The sequence below is a fragment of the Nocardia asiatica NBRC 100129 genome (genome assembly GCF_000308415.1).
Classification (GTDB): Bacteria; Actinomycetota; Actinomycetes; order Mycobacteriales; family Mycobacteriaceae; genus Nocardia; species Nocardia asiatica.
The window spans coordinates 1-22,367 of the sequence record NZ_BAFS01000442.1 but is presented as its reverse complement, the minus strand read 5'-3'; the positions used below and the strand labels follow the sequence as shown (position 1 = coordinate 22,367).

18 protein-coding genes and 1 pseudogene are annotated in these 22,367 nt (G+C 68.5%); all 19 read left to right on the top strand.

The features are described 5' to 3' along the window. Window positions 1-186, top strand: a 186-nt coding sequence (locus ON27_RS33295; protein WP_043736617.1) for a hypothetical protein, incomplete at its 5' end; no start/stop codon positions are given. A gap of 611 nt (window positions 187-797) precedes the next feature. After that, window positions 798-2,558, top strand: coding sequence for a type VII secretion AAA-ATPase EccA (gene eccA, locus ON27_RS33290; RefSeq protein WP_043736614.1), 1,761 nt, complete (start codon window positions 798-800; stop codon window positions 2,556-2,558). A gap of 103 nt (window positions 2,559-2,661) precedes the next feature. Beyond that, window positions 2,662-4,212 carry a type VII secretion protein EccB gene (gene eccB / locus ON27_RS33285; RefSeq protein WP_043736611.1) on the top strand — a complete coding sequence of 517 codons (1,551 nt, stop codon included), beginning with the start codon at window positions 2,662-2,664 and terminating at the stop codon, window positions 4,210-4,212. Then, window positions 4,212-8,219 (top strand): type VII secretion protein EccCa, encoded by a 4,008-nt coding sequence (eccCa, locus tag ON27_RS33280; protein WP_051047260.1) that lies wholly within the window; start codon window positions 4,212-4,214, stop codon window positions 8,217-8,219. The genes eccB and eccCa overlap by 1 nt, the downstream gene beginning before the upstream one ends. 94 nt (window positions 8,220-8,313) lie before the next feature. Continuing rightward, entirely contained in the window at window positions 8,314-8,652 is a 339-nt protein-coding gene (locus tag ON27_RS33275; RefSeq protein WP_043736608.1) for a hypothetical protein, read from the top strand. 24 nt (window positions 8,653-8,676) lie between these two features. Further along, window positions 8,677-8,985 (top strand): WXG100 family type VII secretion target, encoded by a 309-nt coding sequence (locus tag ON27_RS33270; protein ID WP_043736606.1) that lies wholly within the window; start codon window positions 8,677-8,679, stop codon window positions 8,983-8,985. A 43-nt stretch (window positions 8,986-9,028) separates the two neighbouring features. Beyond that, on the top strand, window positions 9,029-9,334 hold the full coding sequence (locus ON27_RS33265; RefSeq protein WP_043736603.1) for a hypothetical protein: 306 nt from the start codon (window positions 9,029-9,031) through the stop codon (window positions 9,332-9,334). Between the two features lie 403 nt (window positions 9,335-9,737). Beyond that, window positions 9,738-10,049 (top strand): PE domain-containing protein, encoded by a 312-nt coding sequence (locus ON27_RS33260; RefSeq protein WP_043736600.1) that lies wholly within the window; start codon window positions 9,738-9,740, stop codon window positions 10,047-10,049. A gap of 30 nt (window positions 10,050-10,079) precedes the next feature. Then, a complete protein-coding gene (locus ON27_RS33255; RefSeq protein WP_083887989.1) occupies window positions 10,080-11,444 on the top strand; it encodes a PPE domain-containing protein in 1,365 nt (454 codons plus the stop codon). A gap of 57 nt (window positions 11,445-11,501) precedes the next feature. Continuing rightward, on the top strand, window positions 11,502-12,332 hold the full coding sequence (locus tag ON27_RS33250) for an ESX secretion-associated protein EspG (protein WP_043736592.1): 831 nt from the start codon (window positions 11,502-11,504) through the stop codon (window positions 12,330-12,332). Between the two features lie 34 nt (window positions 12,333-12,366). Further along, window positions 12,367-12,921: a hypothetical protein gene (locus ON27_RS45120; RefSeq protein ID WP_043736589.1), complete on the top strand. Its 555-nt coding sequence runs from the start codon at window positions 12,367-12,369 to the stop codon at window positions 12,919-12,921. A gap of 19 nt (window positions 12,922-12,940) precedes the next feature. Next, on the top strand, window positions 12,941-13,915 hold the full coding sequence (locus ON27_RS33240; RefSeq protein WP_245560476.1) for a MinD/ParA family ATP-binding protein: 975 nt from the start codon (window positions 12,941-12,943) through the stop codon (window positions 13,913-13,915). Next, window positions 13,912-15,435 (top strand): type VII secretion integral membrane protein EccD, encoded by a 1,524-nt coding sequence (eccD, locus tag ON27_RS33235; protein WP_043736625.1) that lies wholly within the window; start codon window positions 13,912-13,914, stop codon window positions 15,433-15,435. Before ON27_RS33240 ends, eccD begins: the two co-directional genes overlap by 4 nt. After that, the gene (mycP, locus tag ON27_RS33230; protein WP_043736586.1) at window positions 15,435-16,793 is read left to right on the top strand and encodes a type VII secretion-associated serine protease mycosin; all 1,359 of its coding nucleotides are present in this window, start codon (window positions 15,435-15,437) and stop codon (window positions 16,791-16,793) included. The genes eccD and mycP overlap by 1 nt, the downstream gene beginning before the upstream one ends. After that, a complete protein-coding gene (gene eccE / locus ON27_RS33225; protein ID WP_043736583.1) occupies window positions 16,790-18,511 on the top strand; it encodes a type VII secretion protein EccE in 1,722 nt (573 codons plus the stop codon). The genes mycP and eccE overlap by 4 nt, the downstream gene beginning before the upstream one ends. 16 nt (window positions 18,512-18,527) lie before the next feature. Further along, window positions 18,528-18,881 carry a helix-turn-helix domain-containing protein gene (locus ON27_RS33220; protein ID WP_043736580.1) on the top strand — a complete coding sequence of 118 codons (354 nt, stop codon included), beginning with the start codon at window positions 18,528-18,530 and terminating at the stop codon, window positions 18,879-18,881. 77 nt (window positions 18,882-18,958) lie between these two features. After that, complete coding sequence (locus tag ON27_RS40315) at window positions 18,959-20,011, top strand: discoidin domain-containing protein (protein WP_051047259.1); 1,053 nt, start codon at window positions 18,959-18,961, stop codon at window positions 20,009-20,011. 1 nt (window position 20,012) lies between these two features. Then, window positions 20,013-20,696, top strand: coding sequence for a hypothetical protein (locus ON27_RS33210; protein ID WP_043736577.1), 684 nt, complete (start codon window positions 20,013-20,015; stop codon window positions 20,694-20,696). A 170-nt stretch (window positions 20,697-20,866) separates the two neighbouring features. After that, window positions 20,867-22,367 (top strand): annotated as a pseudogene (locus tag ON27_RS33205) (NAD-glutamate dehydrogenase); the annotation flags it as partial.

The following is a 22,367-nucleotide window of genomic DNA, read 5'->3' as shown; positions in this document are numbered from 1 at the left end:
ACCCGCGAGGTTCCCGCCGTGGTGCACGCTCCCGCCGCCGGGCGGCCGCCGGTGCACGTGATCCGGGAGAAGGACGCGAAAGCCGACGGCGCGGAGAACGCCGGCCTGGCCGACGCGAAAGTCGCCCCGTCCGGAGTGACGGCCCCGCCATCCGATCGCACGGACTCGCCCAGTGCGCGCGGCTGACCCGCGTGCACCGAAGAGGGAGAGCGCAAAAAACCCATTCCCAAGTCCGGGAATGGGTTGCTGAGTCGAGATGTCGACAGTGGTAAACGTAGTCACATCCGAACGGCGTCGGAACGCCTCGGGTGTTCATCCCCCACAACGGCCGGTGGCCTGCCGGTGCCACCGGCCGTTGCTTTTGGGTTCAGATCGTCGGGATGAGGGACCGGCGATCTGTGTTCAGACAGTACCCTCTTCTGTCGGAACGTTCAATAGTGTGCACCTAAATAGCGGCAAGAAATTTTCGGACCGGCTGTGACCTGCTGCGCGGCGGCTGGGGGACCGGATCGCGGCTGGCCAGCCGCCGCCGTAGGGGCCGTCTGCAGGCGGATGATTGCCGACCCCGCGGTAAACATACCGTTACATGACGGCACGTTCAAAATTGGCATGTGCGTCGGTCGCGGCGGCGGGAGTCGGGCTTGTCGCGTGAGCCGGTGGGTCGCCGAGGCCGACGAGGTGGAGTCGGCCGCGTGGAACGCGCCTGAACTTCCCATTATTGGGAAGGCTCCGTGTCCGCGGCGTGACCCCCGGAATCTATCGTTCGAGCAGGCTAGTTCGGCGGAAGGGAAGTCCGAGTGTCAGCGGCCGAGGACGCGTTCTACACGGGTGTTCAGAATCTTGGGTTGGTCGCGGGTGGCGTGCGCAACGAGCAGCACGCGGCGGCGGCGTTTCGGGCCGCCACCGACCTCGACCCGGACATGTGCGATGCCTGGCTCGGGCGCGCCATGGCCGGTGAGGTCACCTCGGAGGTGATCTACGGCGCCTACCGCTCGGTGCACAACCTCTATCGCGATCAGCAGCGGGCCGGTCTGGTCGACCGCGCTCTGTGGTGTCAGGTCGAGATCGGCATGTACGGGTTGCGCGTCGCGATGGCCGACCGGGACCAGATCGCCATCGCGCAGGCCTGCTCGTACGCCGAAGGCGGCGAATGGCAGGAAGCAGCGGCGATTTTGGACGAGGTCCCCAGCGACGACGTCGCCGACTTCGTGCGGATGTCGCTGTTCTTCCGGACCAAGCAGTGGCCGGAGGTGCTCGCCGCGCGCAACGCCCGGCCGGTGCTGGAGGACGGCCTGCTCGACATCGCCGCCGAGTTGATGACCGCCCAGTCGCTGGCGCACCTGGGCCGCTTCGGCGAAGCCATGCCGCGCGCGCAGCGGATCGTCGAGGACAGCTCCTCGGGCAATCTGTCCTACATCTGGGCCGACGCGCATTTCCTGCTCGGCATGCTGATGCGGCACAACGGTGATCACGATGCCGCCGACAAGATCCTCAAAGGACTGCAGGGCTCCGCGCTGTGGCCCGAGCGCGAGGAATGGCAGCGCGCGGTGCGGGACAAGAGCTACCGATTCGAGGTCGCCACCGCCGAACTCATCGCATCCCGCACCAACAAGTGGGACCCCAAGACCGGTGACGACCCGCGCGAGGCGGCCGCCAGCGCGGCGCGCGCGGAGCGCGAGAGTCTCCTCACCGAGGCGTCGGACCTGCTGCAGGCGCAGATCGGCATGGACTCGGTCAAGGAGCAGGTCGACCGTCTCAAGTCCGGTGTGCTGATGGACCAGGTGCGCGCCAAGCGCGGGCTCGCCGTGGATTCGCGGTCGCAGCACCTGATCTTCTCCGGTCCGCCCGGTACCGGTAAGACGACCATCGCGCGCGTGATCGCCAAGATCTTCGCCGGCCTGGGTGTGGTGGAGAACGCGGAGGTCATCGAGGTCTCCCGCAACGACATGGTCGGCACGCACCTGGGCCACACGGCTCCGAAGACCAACGCGCTGATCGACTCGGCGCTGGGCGGTGTGCTGTTCATCGACGAGGCGTACACGCTGATCCAGGAAGGGCTCTCCGGCGGCGACGCGTTCGGCAAAGAAGCGGTCGACACGCTGCTGGCCCGGATGGAGAACGACCGCGACAAGCTCGTGGTGATCATCGCGGGATATGAGGACCAGATCGACCGGTTCCTGGCGTCCAACGACGGTCTCGCCTCCCGGTTCACCAAGCGCATCCGTTTCGCCAGCTACGACGCCGACGAACTGGTGCAGATCGCCGATCACATCGCACGGAAGAAGGATTCGATCCTCTCCGAGCAGGCGCGCGAGGTGCTGCGCCTGCGCTGCGAGGAGCTGGCCGGTCAGAGCAAGAACGGCAGGCGGCTGATCGACCTGGCCGGCAACGGCCGTTTCGTGCGCAACGTGGTCGAGGCCGCCGAAGCCGAGCGTGACTATCGCTTCACCAGGGAGAACGCGGATATCGCCGCGATGAGCGACGAAGAGCTCATGACCATCGACGCGTTCGACGTGACCGCGGCGCTGGAGGGTTTGGCGCCGTCGGCGCGGGTGTGAGCGTCCCCTGACCCGACATTCCCAACGATGGGAATAGGGGTCGTATTCATGCTGTGACCGCTGGTTACGGTGTGGCAGCAGGGCGGCGGAAGGACGAGAACCGGTGGCGCGCTTCCGGGTTGTGACCAAACACCAGATCTCTGGTTGGCGTTTTCTGCTGCGCCGGATCGAGCACGCGCTGGTCCGTCGGGACGCGTCGATGATCGATGACCCGCAGCGCGGTCGTTCCACGGCGTTGTCCATCGGCATCGCGCTCGCGTGCGTGATCATCGCGGGCGCCGCCGTGCTGGCGTTCTTCAAACCGGCCAAGAAGGTCGGAGAGTCGAAGATCGTGGCGGAGAAGGACACCGGCGCGTTGTACGTGCGGTTGAACAATCGGCTGTTCCCGGCGTTGAACCTCACCTCCGCGCGCTTGATCGTCGGTTCTCCCGACAACCCGGTGAAGGTGTCCAAGGACGAGCTGTCGAAATACCCGCGCGGGCCGTGGGTCGGCATTCCCGGGGCGCCCGCCAGCATCGTCGACACCGCCGAGCGGGACTCGTCGTGGACGGTGTGCGACACCGCGCGAACCGGTGCGGCGGCGCCGGTGAACCCCGCCACCGGTCTGCCGACGGTGAGCCGCTCCGCGGTGCGGACGACCGCGATCGGCGGTCCGCTCACCGTCGACGGTGACGCCATCCGCCTGCTGGGGGAGGGCGAAGCCCGTCTGCTGCGCGACGAATCGACGACCTGGCTGGTGTACGGCGACGCCGAGAAGGGCGTGGTGCGCGCCGCGATCGATCTCGCGAGCACCGCGGTGGCGATGGCGCTGGGCATCGATTCGACCGCTCCGGTGATGGCCGCCTCCAAGGGCCTGGTCAACGCGATACCCGAGGCGCCGCCGCTGCGGGTGCCCGAGGTGCCCGGCGCGGGCGAATCGATCACCTTGAACAACGGGTTCACCACGCCGGTCGGGTCGGTGCTGACCGTTTCGACGCCGGATCAGGGCGTCTCCTACTACCTTGTCTCGCAGACGGGTCTGGTCCGGATCAGCGCCGTCCTGGCGGCGATGGTCCGCAACGCGAACTCCCAAGGCGCGGTGTCCACCCGCACCGTCGGACCAGACGTGATCGCAGCCAATCTACGTCCGGGGCAGTGGCCGGGCACCGCGTCCTATCCCACCCGTCCGATCCGCTTGGTCGACCCCGTGCGATCCGGTGTGACCTGCTATCACTGGTCGCGCTCCGGGAACGATCCGCACGCGGCCACCGAACTGCTGGTGGGCAGGCAACTGCCGCTGACCCAGGAGGAGCAGGGCCGGACGGTCGACCTGGTGACCTCCGCGGCTTCTCGCGGCACCACCGCGGATGCCGCCTATCTGCCCCGGGACACCGGCCGTTTCGTGCAGGTGACCGGCTCGGAACCGGGGTCGCCGCTGCGGGAGTCCCTCTACTGGGTCTCCGACAGCGGCGTCCGCTACGGCGTCATCACCGATCCCGGCGGGACCACCGGCGATCCCACCTTGAGCGCGCTCGCGCTGCGGACCCCGGTCCCGGCGCCCTGGAACATCATCTCGCTGTTCGCGGTCGGTCCCGCCCTGTCCCAGAAGGAAGCGCGCATTCAGCACGACGGCATCCCGAACAACAAGATCGTCGCCGGGCTCGGTGGTTCGTAGTGACCACCACTCGTCGATTCGTCCGCCCCGCGCGGACGGTGCGCGGCCCCAAAGCCCCCGCCGTGACCGAGTTGCGGCTGCAACCGCCGACCGAGCTGCCCAAGCCGGTCCCGCCGTCGCGGCTGCGCATGATCATGCCCGTGGTCATGGTGGCGGCCATGTGCGGAATGATGGTCATGATGTTCCGCGGCGGCGGAGCCATGAACCCGATGATGCTGATGTTCCCCGCCATGATGCTGGTGTCGATGTTCGGCATGATGGGCGGCGCGTTCGCGGGCAACTCCGGCGGCGGCGCGGCGAGCCTCAACGAGGAACGCAAGGACTACCTGCGCAGCCTCACCGACAACCGCAAGACGGTGCACGGTGCGGAAGCCGAACTGTATGCCTTCCTGCGCTACACCCATCCCGGACCCGATGAGATCGCCCGCCTGATCGGCGGCAAGCGGATGTGGGAAGTGCAGGTCGCGAGTCCGCAATTCCTGCGGGTACGGGTCGGCCGGGGGCGCATCGCCAACCAGGTGCGCGTGATCGTCCCGGAAGCCGCGCCCACATCGGACCTCGACCCGGTCGGCGTCGTCGAACTCACCCGGTTCGCCAAGGCGTACTCGACGGTCGGCGGTATGCCGGTCGCGATCAATCTGCTGTCGGCGCCGCAGGTCGGCATCGACGGTGACGCGCAACTGGTGGCCGGGCTGGTCCGCGCGATGATCGCCGAGGTGGCGGTGCTGCACGGACCCGATCAGGTGGCGGTCGCGGCGGTGCTGTCCGATCCGGACGCGCCGGAATGGTCTTGGCTGAAATGGCTGCCGCACACCCAGCATCCGAGCGAGACCGACGCGATCGGTTCCAGCCGGATGGTCTACCGCACCGTCGCCGAGCTGCGCACCAAGGTGCTCGCCGGGCTCAACCGCGGCCCCTTCTCGGCGAATTCGCAGCCCACCCTGGATCGCACGCACTACTTGCTGATCGTCGACGTCAGCGGGCCCGCCAGCGACCGCGACATCTCCGGCATCGATGGCTGCACCTGGCTGCGGATGGGTTCTTCGGAGCAGAATCTGCCCCGTGCGCTGCGCTTCACGGTGACCGAGGACCGGTCGCTGAACGAGGTCACTCCGCGCGGATTGCGTCGTGTCGGCGTCGCGGACACGCTGTCCGCGGCGGCGATGACGGCGATGGCGCGCAGTCTCTCGCCGTATCGGCTGTCCACAGTGGTGGAGGCGGTGGCCGCCGAGCAGGCCAGCGGAGGCACGTCCTGGGAGGAGATGGTCGGCATCGCCGACCCCGGCGCCATTCGCGTCGAACAGGCGTGGGTACGGCGCCGCGACGAGGATCGGGCCCGGCTGAACATTCCCTTCGGTCACGATCCGGCCGGCAGTGTCGTCTATCTCGACATCAAGGAATCGGCCGAAGAAGGCATGGGCCCGCACGGCATGTGCATCGGCGCCACCGGATCGGGTAAGTCGGAATTCCTGCGCACTCTGGTGCTTTCGGCGGTGTCGACACATTCGCCGGACGTGTTGAACCTGCTGCTCGTCGACTTCAAAGGTGGCGCGACCTTCCTCGGCTTCGACCGGCTGTCACACGTGACCGCCGTGGTGACGAACATGGAGGAGGAAGCCGACCTCGTCACCCGTATGGAAGACGTCATCAACGGTGAAATGGCGCGGCGGCAACGGATTCTGCGCGACGCGGGCAATTTCGCCAGCGTCGCCGATTACGAGCGCGCCAGGGAGCAAGGCGCGGACCTGCGACCGCTGCCCACGCTGCTGATCATCCTCGACGAGTTCGCCGAACTGCTCGAGCAGTACCCGAACTTCTCCAAGCTTTTCGTGGCCATCGGCCGGTTGGGCCGATCGCTGCGCATCCACCTGCTGCTCGCGTCGCAGAAAGTGCCCGCCAACCGGATGGGCGAACTGGAAGCGCACCTTTCCTACCGGATCGCGTTGCGCACCAACCAGACCAGCGACTCGCGCGACGCGATCGGCACGGCGGACGCCTACCACCTGCCGAAGAAGCCCGGTTCGGGTTATCTGCGGGTCGGCTCCGGCGACCTTCAGCGGTTCCAGGCCGCGTACGTGGGCGAGAAGTACTCGCCGCCCGCGCAGGTGTCCGCGGCCTCCGCGCAGCGCGCGCGCCGACCCGGTGGGGGATACCGCCCGCCGCAGCGCTTCATCACCGGTCATATCGTCGATACCCGCCCCGTGGTGGTCGAGCCGGTGGTCGTCCAAGAGGCACCCGAGGCCGCCGACGGCGACACGATCACCGTGATGGAAGCGGTCCTGCAGCAATTGGCCCGGCACGGAAACCCTGCGCACAAGATGTGGCTGCCGCCGCTGGTGACGCCGCCCACGTTGGAGCGAATGGTGCGTGCGGTGCCGCAGGGGGCGTTGCAGATGCCGTTGGCGCTGGTCGACAAGCCGCGTCAACAGCGCCAGGACGTCTGGTCCGTCGACATGTCCGGCGGCGGCGGCCATATGGCCATCGTCGGCGGTACACAGTCCGGCAAGTCGACCGCGCTGCAGTCGTTCATCTTGTCCGCAGCACTGACCCACACCCCGGAGCAGGTCCAGTTCTACTGCCTGGACTTCTCCGGCGGCGGGTTGTCGAGTCTGGCGAATCTACCGCACGTGGGCTCGGTCGCCGCGGCGCGCGACGGCGACCGCATCCGCCGCACGATAGCGCTGGTGACGAACCTGCTCGAGAGCAGGCAGTCGATGTTCACCGAGTTCGGCATCGACAACATCCGGAAGTTCCGCACGATGCGCGATGGCGCGGGCGGCGCGCCGTGGCTGGACCGCGATCCCTACGGCGATGTCTTCTTGGTCATCGACGGATGGGACGTCGGGTTCGGTATGAACGGCCCGTACTACGACGAGTACACCCCCGTCATGGAATCCATTGCCCTGCAGGGCTTGAACTACGGCATCCACTTGGTGGTGAGCAGTTCTCGCTGGATCGCCATCCGACCGGCGATCAAGGACCTGATGCAGACGCGCCTCGAGATGCGTCTGGGCGATCTGGCCGACACCACCTTCAACGTCCACCGCAATGTGGTCGCGGCGATTCCCGCCAATCGGCCCGGCCGGTGCATCTCCTCCGACGGCCTGCACATGCTCACGGCGTTGCCGCGCATCGACGGGGTGGGCGAGGCGGAATCGGCCGCGGAGGGTCTCGCGGCGGCCTCCGCCGAGGTCGCACAGCGCTTTGCCGGACGTCGCGCGCCGCAGGTGAAACTGCTGCCGCCGCAGGTGGGCATCGACGAGGTGCGCGCGGGATGGCCCGCGGCGCAGACGCTCGCGCAGCGCCTGGTAGTGCCGTTCGGTCTCCGGGAATCCGATTTGCGGCCCGCGACCATCGATTTCAGTGTGTCGACGCACTTCATCATCCTCGGCTCGACCGGGTCGGGTAAGTCCACCACGTTGGCTGCCCTGCTGGCGTCCATTCAGCGTCAGTACGATCCGTCGCAGGCGCGCGTGCTGCTGATCGACTACCGGCGCAGGCATCTGGAGACGGTGCCGCCGGAAATGCTCATCGGGCACGTGACCAACGAGCGCGACGTGCGCGAGGCGCTACCGGCATTGGTGGACAAGATGCGCTCGCGGCGCCCACCGGAGAATGTGACCACCCGGCAGCTCGCGGAGCGGTCCTGGTGGAGCGGACCCGAGGTCTTCGTCGTGATCGACGACTATCACATGATCGCGCAGCGTGGCGCCATGAACCCGCTGGAGCCGCTGAAGGAGATCTTGGTCGACGGTCGCGACACCGGTCTGCACGTCATCGCGGCGCGCAACATCGCGCAGGCGGACACCGCCCTGTACGACAACGTGATCGGTCAGATGAAGAACCTCAATTCCTCGGGTCTGATCATGGACGGCTCGAAGCTCGACGGCGTGTTGATCAGCGACGTGCGAGCCACCAAGCAACCGCCGGGACGAGGAATCTACGTGGAGCCCATGAGTTCTCGCCGAGACCTCGTCCAGGTGGCCTGGGTTCCCCAGCAGATGTGACTTCGCCCTCCGTCCCAAGGTTGGGAATAAATTACCGTTTTTCTTAGCAGCCGCTCGATCCGAGCTGGTAGTCACGCTCGATTGGAGTCTCGCCATGGCACTCCCGGATCTCGGCATCGCGCCACCGGCAGTGCGGGAGGCCGTGACCGACCCGTTCTGGATGCCACGGGAATTCGGTGGGGAGCACCGCGGTTGCGCCGGGCTCGGCCCGGCCGACGCGGTGCCGTCGACCCTGATGCGGGACGTCATCGAGACGACGGGGATCCGAGATCCGGCGGCGGCAGTCGTTCCCGGAGAAACCCAGGAGGTGCCGGTACTGGAGAAACCCCCGGTAATCGGTGTGGTCGAGGTAGTCGATGGCCCGAGCCGCGCATCGATGATTACGACACACACGCTGTCAACGTCCTCGGCGAATCCGTCCGAGGCAAGGTAAACGCCTTACAGGATAGGAACAGATATGCCCATCGGCTACACCGGCGACCCGTCCGAGATCAACGCAGCCGCTAAGAAGTTCTTCACGCACGCCGACACCTTCAAGAACCACATGGGTATTCTCGAGGGCATCAAGATGGAGTACGCGCCCGCCGTTCAGGGCGCGACCGGAAACGCCATCCAGGCGGCCATGCAGGGTGCCCTCGACCGGGGTGGGAAGCTGCACCAGACCTTCATGGAGATCGTCGACGCGCTGAATTCCGCGGGCGCGACCTTCGATAGCGAAGATCAGCACAACGCGGCGCAGGTAAACAAATACAACATGAATTTCTGATGCCGGGTCTGCGCCAGAAAACAATCGGGAAAGGTTTCGGAAAATGGCTTTGAAGAACGATTACGATGCCGTCGAGGGCCTGGTCATCCGCACCGACAAGGTGCTCGGCGACATGACCATCGACGCGGGGGAGCGGGACACGCTCGTGAAGCTGCTCGAGCAGAACTTCCAGGGTGACGCCGGTACCTCGAACGGTGAGCTGCAGGCTCGCGTCAAGAACCTGATCGACCAGTACAACCAAGCGCTGACCGATCTCAAGGCCGCCACCAAGGCCGTGTCCGGCATCGACGGTCAGTTCCGTGTCGTCGATACCGGTCAGGCCATGCGGTTCTCGCAGATCGGCATGTAACGACCGCGTGGTTCGATTCGCCGTTCCGGTCCATCGTCCGGTGTGACGTCACTGGGTCCGGCTCCGACGATCGAACCTGGTCGTGGCGTTCGGTTGCCATCGAGCGCTGGCGAAGAGAACGATCACTATCCGCTGTCGCCCTCGACGAGTCCGGTCACCCGGACATCGTCGAGGGCGATCGCATGTCGTGGGTGCCGTTCGGGAAGAGTCCGGCGACTCGCGTCACGTGACGCGCGGCCCGGATGCGGACGGGATTCTGCGGGCGGCGACGATGCGGCCTACGGGGAAAATGCGAGCCAGACTGGTCATCCCCAGCAATGGGAATAGCTTAACGTTCTGATTGCACCGCTCGATGTCGATGTACTACTCGCCAAGAGTGGGTACGGGTCGTTAGGAGACTTCCATGCATCTCGCTGTCGATTGGGATCATCTCCCGGTTATCGCTTCCCAGCTCGGCGTCAGCGCCGAGGATCTGATGCTGATGCTCGGCGCGGCCGCTCCCGCCGCTGTCCCGGCCCCGCCGGGGCTCGATGACGTGAGCGCGCTCATCCCGACCGCGTGCGCCAAGCAAGCGGGATTGTTCTTCCCCACCACGGCAAAGGGCGTTGCCCTGGGAACCGATGGTGCGGTCGCTCTACCGGAAGTAGGCGCAGCCTTCGCTGCCGGCGACGTGACCGGGCACGGCCAGGTAATCAGCAAAGTAGCCGCGTTCTAGGCGCGGATAGCGCGAGCGAAAGCTGACGAGATGCTTGCAGTGGTACTCGGCGCGCTGGGGCCGGAGGGGATCATCGCCCCGGTGCTCGCCGGCGATGGGGTCGCCACGACGCGGGCGACCGCCAAGGTTTATACGGCAATGGCCGCGCGATTGAATGCCGCCGCGGCCAATACCGACAGTTCGATGCTCCAGATGAGCAGTACGTTCCAGGCGCTTACCGCCGACCAGGCGCAGGCGGCGTTCCGTAAACATGCGACGTGGTTGCGTGAGCAGGCGGCAGTGGCCGAGGCGACCGGCCAGTTGCTGGACCGCGCGGCCGACATCTCCTCCGCGGCGAAGGCGGCTATGGCGGTCCTCGCAGCCAAAGCCGCCCAGGTCCGGATACAGGAGGGCATCGCGCTCGGCGGCGGCTTCGGTCCGTTGAGCGGGCCGGTGCTGTTGGAAGCCGAAGCCGAGTTGCTGGCGCTGCGAGGGGCCGCCCTCGGGGTGATGGCCGGTTACGCCGGGGCGCTGGTGCCCACCCTGGCCGCGCTTCCGCCACCGCTCGAGGCGCCACCGATCGTGACCGGCGGCCCAGGGCCGGGCCCGCAGACGCAGAACGTGTCCTACGACAACCCGAACGACTACAACGGTAACGACTTCACCCAGCAGACGGACACATCGAACACGTCGAAGGGCGATGGGCCGACCGGATCGGACAACAACACCGGGACGGGCGATCAGAAACCCGGAGACACAACACAACCCAGCGATCAGACTCAGCCGACGGATCCCACTCAACCGGCGGATCCGACACAGCCGGCGGATCCGCTGGACCCCGCGACCAATCCCGACCAATTGTCGCCGGACCCGAATGCCAATGGCTGGTCCGGAGATTCGGGAATGAACGGCACGGGGGAAGGAGCCACGGACCAGTCCTGGCTCTACGGCACGTCGCAGAACTCGCCGACGCTGGCCGCATTGAGCGGTGGAGCCGGCAGTCTCGTCGCGCTGAACATGGCCCGCGGCGGCCTCGGATCGATGCCGGGCGCCGCGACCGGATTCCGGATGCCCGCCAGCTGGAATCCGGGGGCCGGACGGGCATTCGGCGCCATGCCGCAACAAACGGCGTCCGGACCGATGGCCCGGAAGGGACCGCCGCGCGGTGCGGTGGCGCCCAAGGCGCGGATGCGCCGACGCCGCGATGACGAGAAGAGGTCGTCGAGGGTCTTCGTGCCGGGCGAACCTCAGGATGTTCCGGTACTCGAGCAACCTCCGGTCATCGGGGTCATCGAGTACGAGGACCGTGACAGCCGAGACGAGCCGATGCTCGAACCGGCACTGGCGGTCGGCGTCATCGAGCGAAACGAAAACGAAGACGAAGCGGTGCTCGCCTCCGCGGAACGTCCTCGGTGAAGCTCGCCGAGGTGGATATCCAGTCGAGGAGATGATCACAATGCATTCGAGGAAGGTGTGGAAGACGATCCGGTCGCAATCGACCTGAATGTCGATGCCGCCCTGCTGTTACAGCATCTGGTCGGGATCGAGTCCTATCCGCCGGTATTGGCGCTGCTGCCGAACATCTACCGCATCGAGGATCGGGATCGGGTGTACGCCGTAGTCGCCGAGCAGCTCACCGAAGTGGGCGTGCTCGAGGACGGAAGCGTGCACCCGGTAGTGGAGCATTGGCTGAGATGTCTGTATCGGCCGGACGTGGAAATGGCGGTGCGGATACTGGACACCGGCTTGGATGGTGAGCCGAAAGGAATGCTGCGGATGTCGCTGGTGCGCGCGGGCGAGACCCATGTGCTCGCGGTGCGCTCCGACGACCACGTCGTCATCCAGTCGGTGTTCCAGCAGGACGACCAGCTCGACACTTTGCCGGCCGCCGTCCTGGCCGCGCTCGGGCCGGCGCCGATGTTGCAGTTCGAGCCGGTCGCCGCGACGGTAGAGCAATTCGGCGCGATTCCCGACGACCAGGACGAACGGCGCCGCGCCTTGGTAGAACTCGGTGCGGAACCGCATGCCGCCGCGGTGCTGAGCCGGGTGCTGGACGAGATTGTCCGACGGGCGGAAGTGGTGATCACAGAGCATCACGACGGCAGCTCCGCGCATCCCATATACAGCGTGAACGTGGTGGATACGCTGTCCGGGCGCATCATCGTGACGCCGAGCGTCGCGATGGACGGACAGAATTGGGCGAGATACGCCCCCGGCGACGACGCGGCCTTGCGGTCGGGCATCGGGGCGCTCATCGACCTGCTGCCCGGTCGAAGTTGGTTCGACACCAGCAGAGTGAACTGAACGTCGGACCGTGGTTGTGGAGAGGACGACGGAAATGAACCGAGCACCGAGCAGAAACGGCCATTCGGCCGACGCCGCGCGGGCCGGCGGCGGCTACGACGCGTTCTTCGCACCTACCGGCGAATTGGCGGATGCGGCCGTCGCGCAGGGTCCCGCAGCTGAAACGCGCCAGGATGCCGATAACTTCAACCACGTCGAACCGCCGCGTGAGCCTCAGCCGCCCGCGGCGGCGGAACCCGAACACCGGTCGGCGGGCGTGGTCGCGCCGCCGCCCAGCGCGAGTGTGCCCCCACCCCAGGTGAATCCCCAGCCGCCGCAAACTGTCGCCCAGCCACCTCAGGCGAATGTCCGGCCTCCGCAGCCGAATACGCAGCGGGAGTATTCGGCCGCCCCGCCGGTCGAGGCACCGCCGCAGGCGGCGCAGTCCTATTCGGCCCAGCAGCAGGGCGCCGAGCAGTACCGGACCGAGCGGACTGCCGAGCCCTCGCAGGCGCTCGCGCGCAACGAGGCCGGGCCCGCGAACCAGGAGTGGGCGTCCGGGTCGGCGACGCCCGTGGGTTCCCGAGCGCATCGACCGTTCGACCCATGAGCCGACGCCGCGCATCGAGGTGCTGCCCGCCGCGCTCAGCCAGATCGAACTGCTCGCCGACATCTCCGCCGCGAAGCGCGCGCAGCTGCGCTCCAACTCCGGTGTGCGCGGTGCGCTCAACAAGGTGGGCTTCAACCTCGGCCTTTCCCCCGCCGAGCAGCGCGCCGAGGACCGCAAGACGCGCATTCGGCGCCAGCTCACCACGACCTATCAGATCGCCGTGATCAGTGTGAAGGGCGGCGTCGGCCGCACCACCACCGCGGCGACGCTCGGCTCGACCTTCGCCAGCCTGCGCCCGGACCGGGTGGTCGCGATCGACGCGAACCCGGACTTCGGCGACCTCTCGACGCGCACCTGCCGCCATCCCTACGGTCTGACCCTGCGGGATCTGGCGCAGTCGCAGAACCTGGACGCGTTCTCCGCGGTGCAGTCGTTCACCTCGATCAACTCGGCGGACCTCGCCGTGATCGCGTCGCCGTGGAGCACCGAGGCCACCGAGGCGCTGTCGGGCCGCGAGTACAGCACCGCCGTGGAGGTGCTGCGCAAGCACTTCAACTTGCTGGTGGTCGACTGCGGGACCGGCGTGCTCGACTCCGCGACGGCGACGGTGCTGCAGACCAGCGACGCCGTCGTGGTCGTCACCCCGGCCACGGTCGGCGGCGTGACCGGCGCGGTGGCCACCCTGAACTGGTTGAGTACCCATGGCCTGCAACATCTCATCGCGAAGTCGATCGTCGGCATCGTGCATCACCAGCCGCTCAAGCCGACCGTCGAGGTGGACGCGATCGAGAAGCTGTTCGAGACCGCGCAGCGCCCCACCTGCGTGCTGCCCTACGACGCGCATCTGGCCGAGGGCGGGGAGATCGATCTGCGGCTGCTGGAGAAAGAGACCGCGCTCGCGTTCGAGGAACTGGCCGCCTGGCTGGCCGACGGGTTCCCCGGCTACCTCTCCGGTGGCGCGGACAACTCCGGTGACCGCGGAGGGTGGCGATGAGCACTGCCGTCGCGCCCGCGCCCGCCGGGACGCAGCCGTCGGCGGAGGTCGCACGGGCCCGGATCGCCGTGATGGTCGCCAGCTACCAGGTCGACGTGGTGGTGCCGACGAAGTTCACCATCGAGACCTTCATCGATGATCTGCTGGTCGTGCTGGCCTCGGCGATCGACGACGAGAGCGTCGATTTCACGCCGCCGCAGGGCCAGTGGAGCCTGGCCCGCCCGGGGGAAGCGCCGATTCCGCGCTGGCGCAGCCTGGCCGACCACGACGTCACCGACGGCGCGGTGCTGCTGCTGTCGGTGGTCGAATCGGCCGAGGTGTTCACGCCGTTGGTCGAGGACATCACCGACGCGCTCGCGCTGATCAACGAGCGCGAGTTCGCCGAATTCGACGCCGACACCGCCGCGATCGCGGGGCTGACCGTGCTCGGAGCAGGCGCCGCGGCGACGGCCGCGATGCTGGCCTGGTCGTGGACGATGACCGGTTCGGCCCTCTGGTGCGGGTTGCCCGCCCTGCTGCTCGGGGCGCTGTGCTGGGCGGCGGCCGCGCTGGCCCGGCGGCACAACGCACCGGCGAAGATCTGCCTTGGCTTGTCGCTGGCGGCGACGCCGCTGCTGTTCGCGGGCGGCGCGATGCTGGTGCCGCCCGCCTACGGCCAGCCCGGCCCGTTCGCGGCCGCCAACTTGGCGGCGGGAGCGGTGGTGGCGGCGGTGGCCGCCGCCACCATGATGCGGGTGAGCGGCGTCGGCATCGCGACCTTGATGGCCGTGACCGTGCTCGGCGTCACGCTGACCCTGGCCGCCCTGCCGCTGACCTACATCGATCTGTCCGTCGGACAGGTCGCGGGTGGCGTGGTGTTCGTCGGGATCGTGTTGCTGACGATGGCGCCACGGCTGGCCGTCGCCATCGCGCGCATCCGGCCGCCGGATCTGCCCGACCCGGGCAACGAGGTCTCGCCGACGACGCTGACCGACCTGTTCGACGCGGAGACCGTGCGCGACGGAGACGAGACACCCGCCGACAGCGAACAGCAGCGCCACAACGCCGAGGCCGGTATCGAGGGCCGCGCCCGGCTGGCCGTCACCAGCCTGCGCGGCCTGATCGCCGCGATCTCGACGGTGCTGGCGGTCGCCGCGGTGCTCTCGGCCGCGCACAGCCCAGGGGGAATTCGCGAGATCGTCATGGCCGCCGCCATCGCGGGCCTGCTGGCGATGCGCTCGCGCTGGCACCCGGATCGGGTGCAGGCGATCGCGCTGATCGCGGGGTCCGCCCTCACCGTCTGCGGCGTCGGCTTCGTTCTGGTCGGCGCCTACGAGACTCCGGCTCCCCGCCTCGTGGTGGGCGTCGTGGTGGCCATCGCGGCGTGCGCGGCGTGTGTGGCGGCGCTCCAGTTGCCCGGCAAGCGCCTGTCACCGGTGACCCGCCGGGTCATCGATCTGGTGGAATACGCGCTGATCCTGGTGGTTCCGGTGATCGCGTTCTGGACCATGGGCGTCTACACGGCGATGCGAGGGATCTGATGAAGGTCGGCAGTACCGCGGTCGCGGTTCTCGCCGGGGTGATGCTGGCCGTCACCGCCGCCCCCGCCCTCGCGCTGGAACCGCCGCAGGTCGTGGTCGGCGTACCGCCCGCGGACGACCCGCCGGGCCCCGAGCAGCCGATGAAGCAGGACAAGGGCTGTTTGGCCGCGGGTGTGCTGCCCGACAGCGACCTGACCCGCACCCCGCCGCCGGAACTGGCGCTGGACCTGCGCCGGGCCAGAGCGCTGAGCCGGGGAGCGGGGGTGAGCGTCGCGGTGATCGACACGGGCGTGCAGCCCCATCCGCGCCTGCCCAACCTCGTCGGCGGTGGCGACTACCTCGCGGCCGGTGGCGACGGCCTGTCCGACTGCGACGCGCACGGCACGCTGGTCGCCGGAATCATCGGCGCGGCCTCCGATCCCACGGACGGATTCTCCGGCGTGGCCCCGGACGCGCGGATCATCTCCATCCGCACCCGCTCGGGCGCGTTCATCCCGGAACGTCCCACTTCCGATCAAAGCCAGCGGATAGCCATCGAGATCCGGACCCTGGCCAGGGCGATCACCCGCGCCGCGAACCAGGGCGCCGGGGTGATCACGGTGTCGCTGCCGATCTGCCTGCCGGTGGACGCGCAGGTGGACCAATCCATGTTGTCGGCGGCCATCGGTCATGCCGTCCACGTTCGCGGCGCGCTCATCGTGGCGGGCGCGGGCAACAGCGCGGGCGCCGCGAATTGCGCGCAGAATCCGGACGTCGACCCGGCCCGGCCCGCCGACCCGCGCAACTGGCGCGACGTGAAGACCATCTCCACGCCGGGGTGGTTCGGCGCGGACGTGCTCACGGTGGGATTCACCACCGCGACCGGCGCGCCGATGCCGGATTCGCTGACCGGCCCGTGGGTTTCGGTCGCGGCACCGGGCACCGGCATCGAATCGCTCGGTCCCGGCGGCGGTGGCCTGATCAACGGCGTCGGCGAACCGGACAAGCTGGTGCCGGTCGGCGGCGCGTCGTTCGCGGCCGCCTACGTCAGCGGAGTGGCCGCGCTGCTGCGGTCGCGGTTTCCCAATGAGACCCCGCGCGAGATCGCCGCTCGTCTGCAAGCGAGCGCGCACGCCCCGGCGCGCGGCATCGACAACATGGTCGGCGCGGGCATGATCGACCCGCTCGCCGCCCTGAGCTACCGCACGCCGCCGCAGCAGCCCGCCGGTCTGTTCCGGTCCGCGGAACTGCCCATCCCGCCCGCACCGCGCGCGAAGGACCTGCGGCCCGCGATCACCGCGACCGTCGTCATCCTCGCGGCCGTGCTCCTCGGTCTCGCGGGCAGCCACCTGAACTCCGTGATGCGGAGGCGCCGGTGAGCTTTCCGAGCGTTCGGGTCGCCGGCGTCGAGCGTGGTCCGTTCGCCGCCTTCGTCGTCGTCGGCAGCCCGCTGCTGGCCGGGCTGTCGGCCAAGACGCCGTGGTGGGTGAGCGCGGTGGTGGTCACGGTCCTGGTCGTGACGGTGACCGTCCGGGTGAACGGACGGACCGGTGTCCGCTGGCTGCTCGACTGGGCGGCCTACCGAACCGGGCGCGCCGCGCGGGCGCAGGAACGGACCCAGCTCGCGCGGATCCGGGACGTGCAGGTCGCCGCGGGCGTGTGCGGCGTCAACGAGGCGGGCGACACCCTCGTCGCGATGATCCAGCTCGCGCCCAACCTGGACCTGCCGACCGTCATCTCCGAACGCACCCTCTACACCGAGGACACCATCCCGGTCGACCTGCTGCTGCCGATGCTGGACCAGTTCGGCATCTCGGTCGACATCGACATCGTCACGACCGGCCAGCGCGTCCGCTCCTCCGGCAGCTACAGCATGCTCTACGACCAGCTCATCGGCTCGCACCCGGTAGTCGGGGACCGGCTGACCTGGCTGGTGGTGCGGCTCGACCAGGAACGCAACCTCGCGGCGCTGAGCAAGCGCGGTCCGTGCGCGGTGGTCGCGCCCAAAGCGCTGGCCAGCGCCACGCACCGGATCGCGGGACGGCTGCGCGAGCACGGCATCGCCGCGCACGCCCTGCCCGCCGCCGCCCTCCGGGACGCGACGCGCCTGCTGCACGCGGGCGTGGAACTCTCCGATCTGCGGGAAACCTGGAGCAATCTGCAGTCCTCGGTGCCCGGACGGTGCGTGACCAGCTTCCTGATCGACTGGACCCGCCTGGACGGGGTCGGCCTGGACGATTGCTGGACCTGGAACCGCGGCCGGACCACGCTGGTGGTGAGCCTGACCGACGATACCGCCGGTCCACGCGCCCTCGTCCGGTTCATCGGTCCCGCGGTCACCACCGAACCGCCGGACTACCTGCGGCTGCTCGGCGGCGCTCAATCCACGGCCTTGCTGGCCTCGTTGCCCACCGGCGCTTCCGTGCGCGCCTTGCGCGGCTTCGAGTCCGGCGCCGACATCGCACCCGACGAGTTCGCCGCCGACCTGGCCATCGCGATCGGTCCCAACGGCCAGATCCTCGGCGCGATCAGCGGTCAGCCGCGGCACACTCTGGCGCTGCCGCTGTTCGACCCGGCCCGGTTCAATCCGCGCAGGCGCACCATCGACGTGCAGGCGATGCTGCCGGTCGCCCAGCAGATCATCCTGCGGGCGATGGTGGTCGGCGCGGACGTCGAGATCCATTCGGCGCGACCGGACAGCTGGCGCCAGCTGGTGACCGCGGTCGGCGACCAGCGCTCGATGCGCCTGGCCGATCCGGGTGCGGGGCACCCGGGCGCCCAGGGGGCCGCGGACGCGGAGCCGGCCACCATCGCGGTCTTCGACCACCTGCCGCCGCGTGCGTCCAACGCGCACACGACGGTCACCATCAGCGAGCCCGGCGGTCCGCGCAGGCGTGCGGCCGATCTCGCGATCAAGCAGGTCAGCGCGACCGCGGTGGACGTGAGCATCCCGATGCGCACGGTGCGGGTTGACCTCATCGAGCCGAGAGGCGAAACACGATATTTCGATACCGTCGACGGACCGCCCGCGCCCGGTGCGCAGGCTTCGGGACCCGTGGTTGCACCCCCGCAACCCGGTGGCCGTCGCGTGAGCTGATGGGAGTGGTCGGTTAATGTCTATCACCGTGGTAGCGGAAACCCATTCCGATGGCGGCGATCTCCCTCAATCGGACGCCGGGGACGCGCTGACCCCCAGGCAGGCCGCTGCGGCGATCTTTTCCAGCCGTTTGTCGGAGTTGATCGCGGAATCCGTCGTCTCGACCGAGGACGGGTCGACGCGGTCACTGACGCTCTACTCGCTGGCTCAGCACCTGGAACTGGCCTACCCGGACGTGCCGGTGTCGCAGTCCGGCCTCTACCGGCTGATCCACGGTGACGCGATCCCGCGCTTGGACTTGGTGATCGCGCTGGCGCGAGTCTTCGACGTGCCGCCGGAGTACTTCGTGACCGAGGAGAAGAAGCGCTGACCGGACGGGTCGGCTGTTCTCTCCAGCGGGAATAGCGCGCGCTCGGCGGGTGACCCGGGCCGGATACGATCCGGACCATGCCCGCCGAGGACCCGGGAGACGTCTTTCTCCGTCATCGAGGCGCGGTCCTCGACGCGCTGCTCTCCGATCCTTCGTTCGGGTCTTCCGCCGCGCCGCTCGCCGACAGCGCGCCGCCCGGCGCCACGGGGGAATTCGGTGACGGCCCGGATTTCGGCGCCGCCTCGCTCGGGTTGCCCGACCTGGACTCCGAGCCGCAGGAGGTCGCGCCGCGGCGGCGCAGCGGTGACGGCCCGAAAGCTAGTGAGCGCATCCTCGCGCTGCTGAACGGGCAGGCGCAGGAGTCGGCCCCGGCGATGGAGTTGCGCAACGACTACTCCTCGGTGGCCGCGCGATCGACCGCGCCGGAGGAACCGGAGCCGGAACCGGAACGCGCGTCCACCACACCGGCCGACCGGTTGGCGCCCGCGCAGCGGATGGCCAAGGACGTCCTCGTCCAACTGCGCAAGCCCAGGGTCGCGCTGATCGTCGCCGCGGTGGTCGCCGTGCTGCTGGTGCTGCTGCTGGTCACCACCGGCGGCCAGGAGAAGAACACGGCGCAGGATCAGCTGCTGGTCGTCACGCCGCCGCCGACCTCCGCCGCGCCCACGACCTCGGCCGCGCCTGCGGCGGGCTCGATCATCCAGGTGAAGTCCGCGGACTCGAAGTGCCCGCCGGGCAGCACCTCGGCGATGGACGCGTTCGGCGGGCAGACCGGCAAGGCGTGGTCCTGCGTGCGCGCCTACAAGGTGGACGGTCAGGTCATCACCATCGACCTGGGCAAGACGTATCAGATCGACTCCATCGGCATTGTCCCCGGCTGGGATCACATCAGTGCCGACGGCACCGATCAGTGGGCGAAATACCGGACGGTGAGCCGCGTTTCGTACCAGTTCGACGACGGCAACAAGACCGTCTACACGCAGCCGACCCTCGATCAGCGCACTCTGGTGGTGACCAAGCTGGAGCCCGCGGTGAGCGCGTCGAAGATCGTGCTGACAGTGCTGGAGTCCAAAGGCGATCCGTCGGTCAACATCACCGCGATCTCCTCCGTCGTCGTCACGGGGCGCTGACGTGTCGACGCTGCACGACGTGGTCTGCCAGTACTGCTCGCACCGCAACACCGGCGCGGATTCCCGCTGCGCGCACTGCGGAGCCCCGCTGCGCAGGGCCGCGGACGCGGCGAAGTCCGCTGTGGAGAAGGCGCCGGCCCAGGTCGCCGAAGTCGCCGAGAAGGTCGGGGCGGAGACCAAGCGGTTCATCGTCGACAAGGCGTATCCGCGGTGGCAGTGGCAAGCCCTCGGGGTGGGCATGCTGGTGCTGGTCGTTGCCGCCGTCTTCGCCTTCCGGTCCTGTTCGCTGTCCCTGCCGTCGCTTTCGGACGCCACGACGCCCGTGCAGGGCATGCCGGGCGCGTTGCGCTCGGCGGCCACCTGTCAGCGGCTCGACGCCGGTGGCCAGGGGGAGAAGTGCGTGATCGCCGCCAACCACCCGATGCTGTTCGGCGGCATCGCGGGCGGGCGGGACATGATCTTCTACGTCGAAACGGCGCAGCAGGATCGCTTGGCGGACAGCATCTCCCGATGGCGCGGCTCCGGCGGCACCGCCCTGGTCGACGGCCCCGTCTATGCGGCGATCGGCCCCTCGGCAACCGTTTGGTACGCGGATACCCGGACGGGTCTGCGTTTGGAGACGGGCACGTTCGCGGGCCGGGCTGCCGCGCAAACCTTCATGTCGCGGGCGGGACTGGTTCGCTGACCTGACAGCGCCCTCTCCGCCGGACCGCGGGAATTCCCTGATCCGGACGTCGTTTCCCATGTCCGCCGCAGGATTTTATTGTTACACTGTTGATTGTGCCGTTATCCAGCGGTACGTTATGTGAAGTACGAAACACGTACGAGCGCAGTTCTCGGGAAGGCAACGGATCGATGGTGGCAACCACCCAGCAGACGATTTCACCGAAGCGGTTCCGCGATGATCCGACCGATCTGGAGGCGGCTTACTTCCGGTGGATGATCCAGCCGGGTTCCTCGGCATCGGCGATCACGGATCGAGCCGAGCGGATCTTCCGCCAGCATCTGGAACTGGCGGCCACCCGCGCGCCCGGCTCGGCGACCACCCGGGTCTACCGCCCGGACGACAACGCCGGACTCGGCGCCGCGATCCAGATCGTCAACGACGACATGCCGTTGCTGGTCGAATCGGTCACCGCGGCGCTGCGCCGCCTCGGCGCGACGGTCACCGAGGTCGTACACCCGATCTTCGACGTCTCCCGGGACGCCGAGGGCCGAGTGCTGTCCATCGCGCCTCGCGACGGCGAGACCGAACCAGCCGGGGAGACCGACGGACACACCCTGCGCGAGTCGTGGATCCACGTGCAGCTGGGCGCCGGCCTGCCTGACGAGCTGGTGGACCGCATCGAGGGCGCGCTGCCGCCGCTGCTCGCCGACCTGCGCCAGGTGGCCGACGACACGCCGACCATGGTCGAGGTGCTCAACACCGTCGCCGACCAGCTCGACCAAGCCGCGCAGTGGGCGGGCGACGCGGAGATCCCGCAGACCGCCGGGCTGCTGCGCTGGCTGTCGGACGGGCACTTCACGCCGCTGGGCTACGGCTACTACCACTTCCGGCGCTCCGCGCCGAGTGCCAACGCCGACTTCGAGCCGTGGCAGCTGCCCGGCACCGGGCTCGGCGTCCTGGCCGGCGGCGCGACCGCCGATATCAGCGTGCCCGTGGTCGGGGCGAAGCGCACGGTCCTGCGCATGGCCAACGGCTCGGTCGACTCGCTGCTGCCCGGATCGCGGGATCTGTACTTCATCAGCGTGGCCGACTACGGCGCGAGCGACCCGAGCGGTCGTGCGGCCTGGGGCGACACGGTCGCGATGGTCAAGGGCGAGCACGTGTTCGTCGGCACCTTCACCGTCGCGGGCCTGCACGAGAACATCCTCGACATCCCGATCATCTCGCGGCGCGTGCTGCAGGTCATCGAATGGGCCGGCTTCGGCCTCAATTCGTTCTCCGGGCAGGCGATGCTGGAGATGATGCAGTCGTTCCCGCGCGTGGAGCTGTTCTCCACCGACGCGCGCAGGCTGTTCGAAACCGTCTCGGCCGTCATGAATCTGGGCCTGCGGCGGCAGGTGCGGTTGTTCATCCGGCGCGATTCGCGCAGCGACACCATCTACTGCCTGGTCTACATGCCGCGCGATCGCTACTCCACCGAGGTTCGCGTGCGCATGGGCGAGATACTGCGCGAGCAGTTCGACGCCGAGCAGATCGCCTATTCGGCGCGGGCCACCGAGTCGGAGCTGGCCGTCGTCTACTTCACGGTGCACCGCAAGCCGGGGGCCGAGCCCGCCGACATCTCCGAGGACAATCGCGAGCGCGTCCAGGAGCTGCTGCTGGCGACGACCTGGACCTGGAGCGACCGAC

Coding starts and splice junctions, on each gene's coding strand:
- eccD (WP_043736625.1), top strand. CDS start 13,912: ATGAGCACTGCCGTCGCGCCCGCGCCCGCCGGGACGCAGCCGTCGGCG.
- mycP (WP_043736586.1), top strand. CDS start 15,435: ATGAAGGTCGGCAGTACCGCGGTCGCGGTTCTCGCCGGGGTGATGCTG.
- ON27_RS33275 (WP_043736608.1), top strand. CDS start 8,314: ATGGCACTCCCGGATCTCGGCATCGCGCCACCGGCAGTGCGGGAGGCC.
- ON27_RS33265 (WP_043736603.1), top strand. CDS start 9,029: ATGGCTTTGAAGAACGATTACGATGCCGTCGAGGGCCTGGTCATCCGC.
- ON27_RS45120 (WP_043736589.1), top strand. CDS start 12,367: ATGAACCGAGCACCGAGCAGAAACGGCCATTCGGCCGACGCCGCGCGG.
- ON27_RS33255 (WP_083887989.1), top strand. CDS start 10,080: ATGCTTGCAGTGGTACTCGGCGCGCTGGGGCCGGAGGGGATCATCGCC.
- ON27_RS40315 (WP_051047259.1), top strand. CDS start 18,959: ATGCCCGCCGAGGACCCGGGAGACGTCTTTCTCCGTCATCGAGGCGCG.
- ON27_RS33270 (WP_043736606.1), top strand. CDS start 8,677: ATGCCCATCGGCTACACCGGCGACCCGTCCGAGATCAACGCAGCCGCT.
- ON27_RS33260 (WP_043736600.1), top strand. CDS start 9,738: ATGCATCTCGCTGTCGATTGGGATCATCTCCCGGTTATCGCTTCCCAG.
- ON27_RS33220 (WP_043736580.1), top strand. CDS start 18,528: ATGTCTATCACCGTGGTAGCGGAAACCCATTCCGATGGCGGCGATCTC.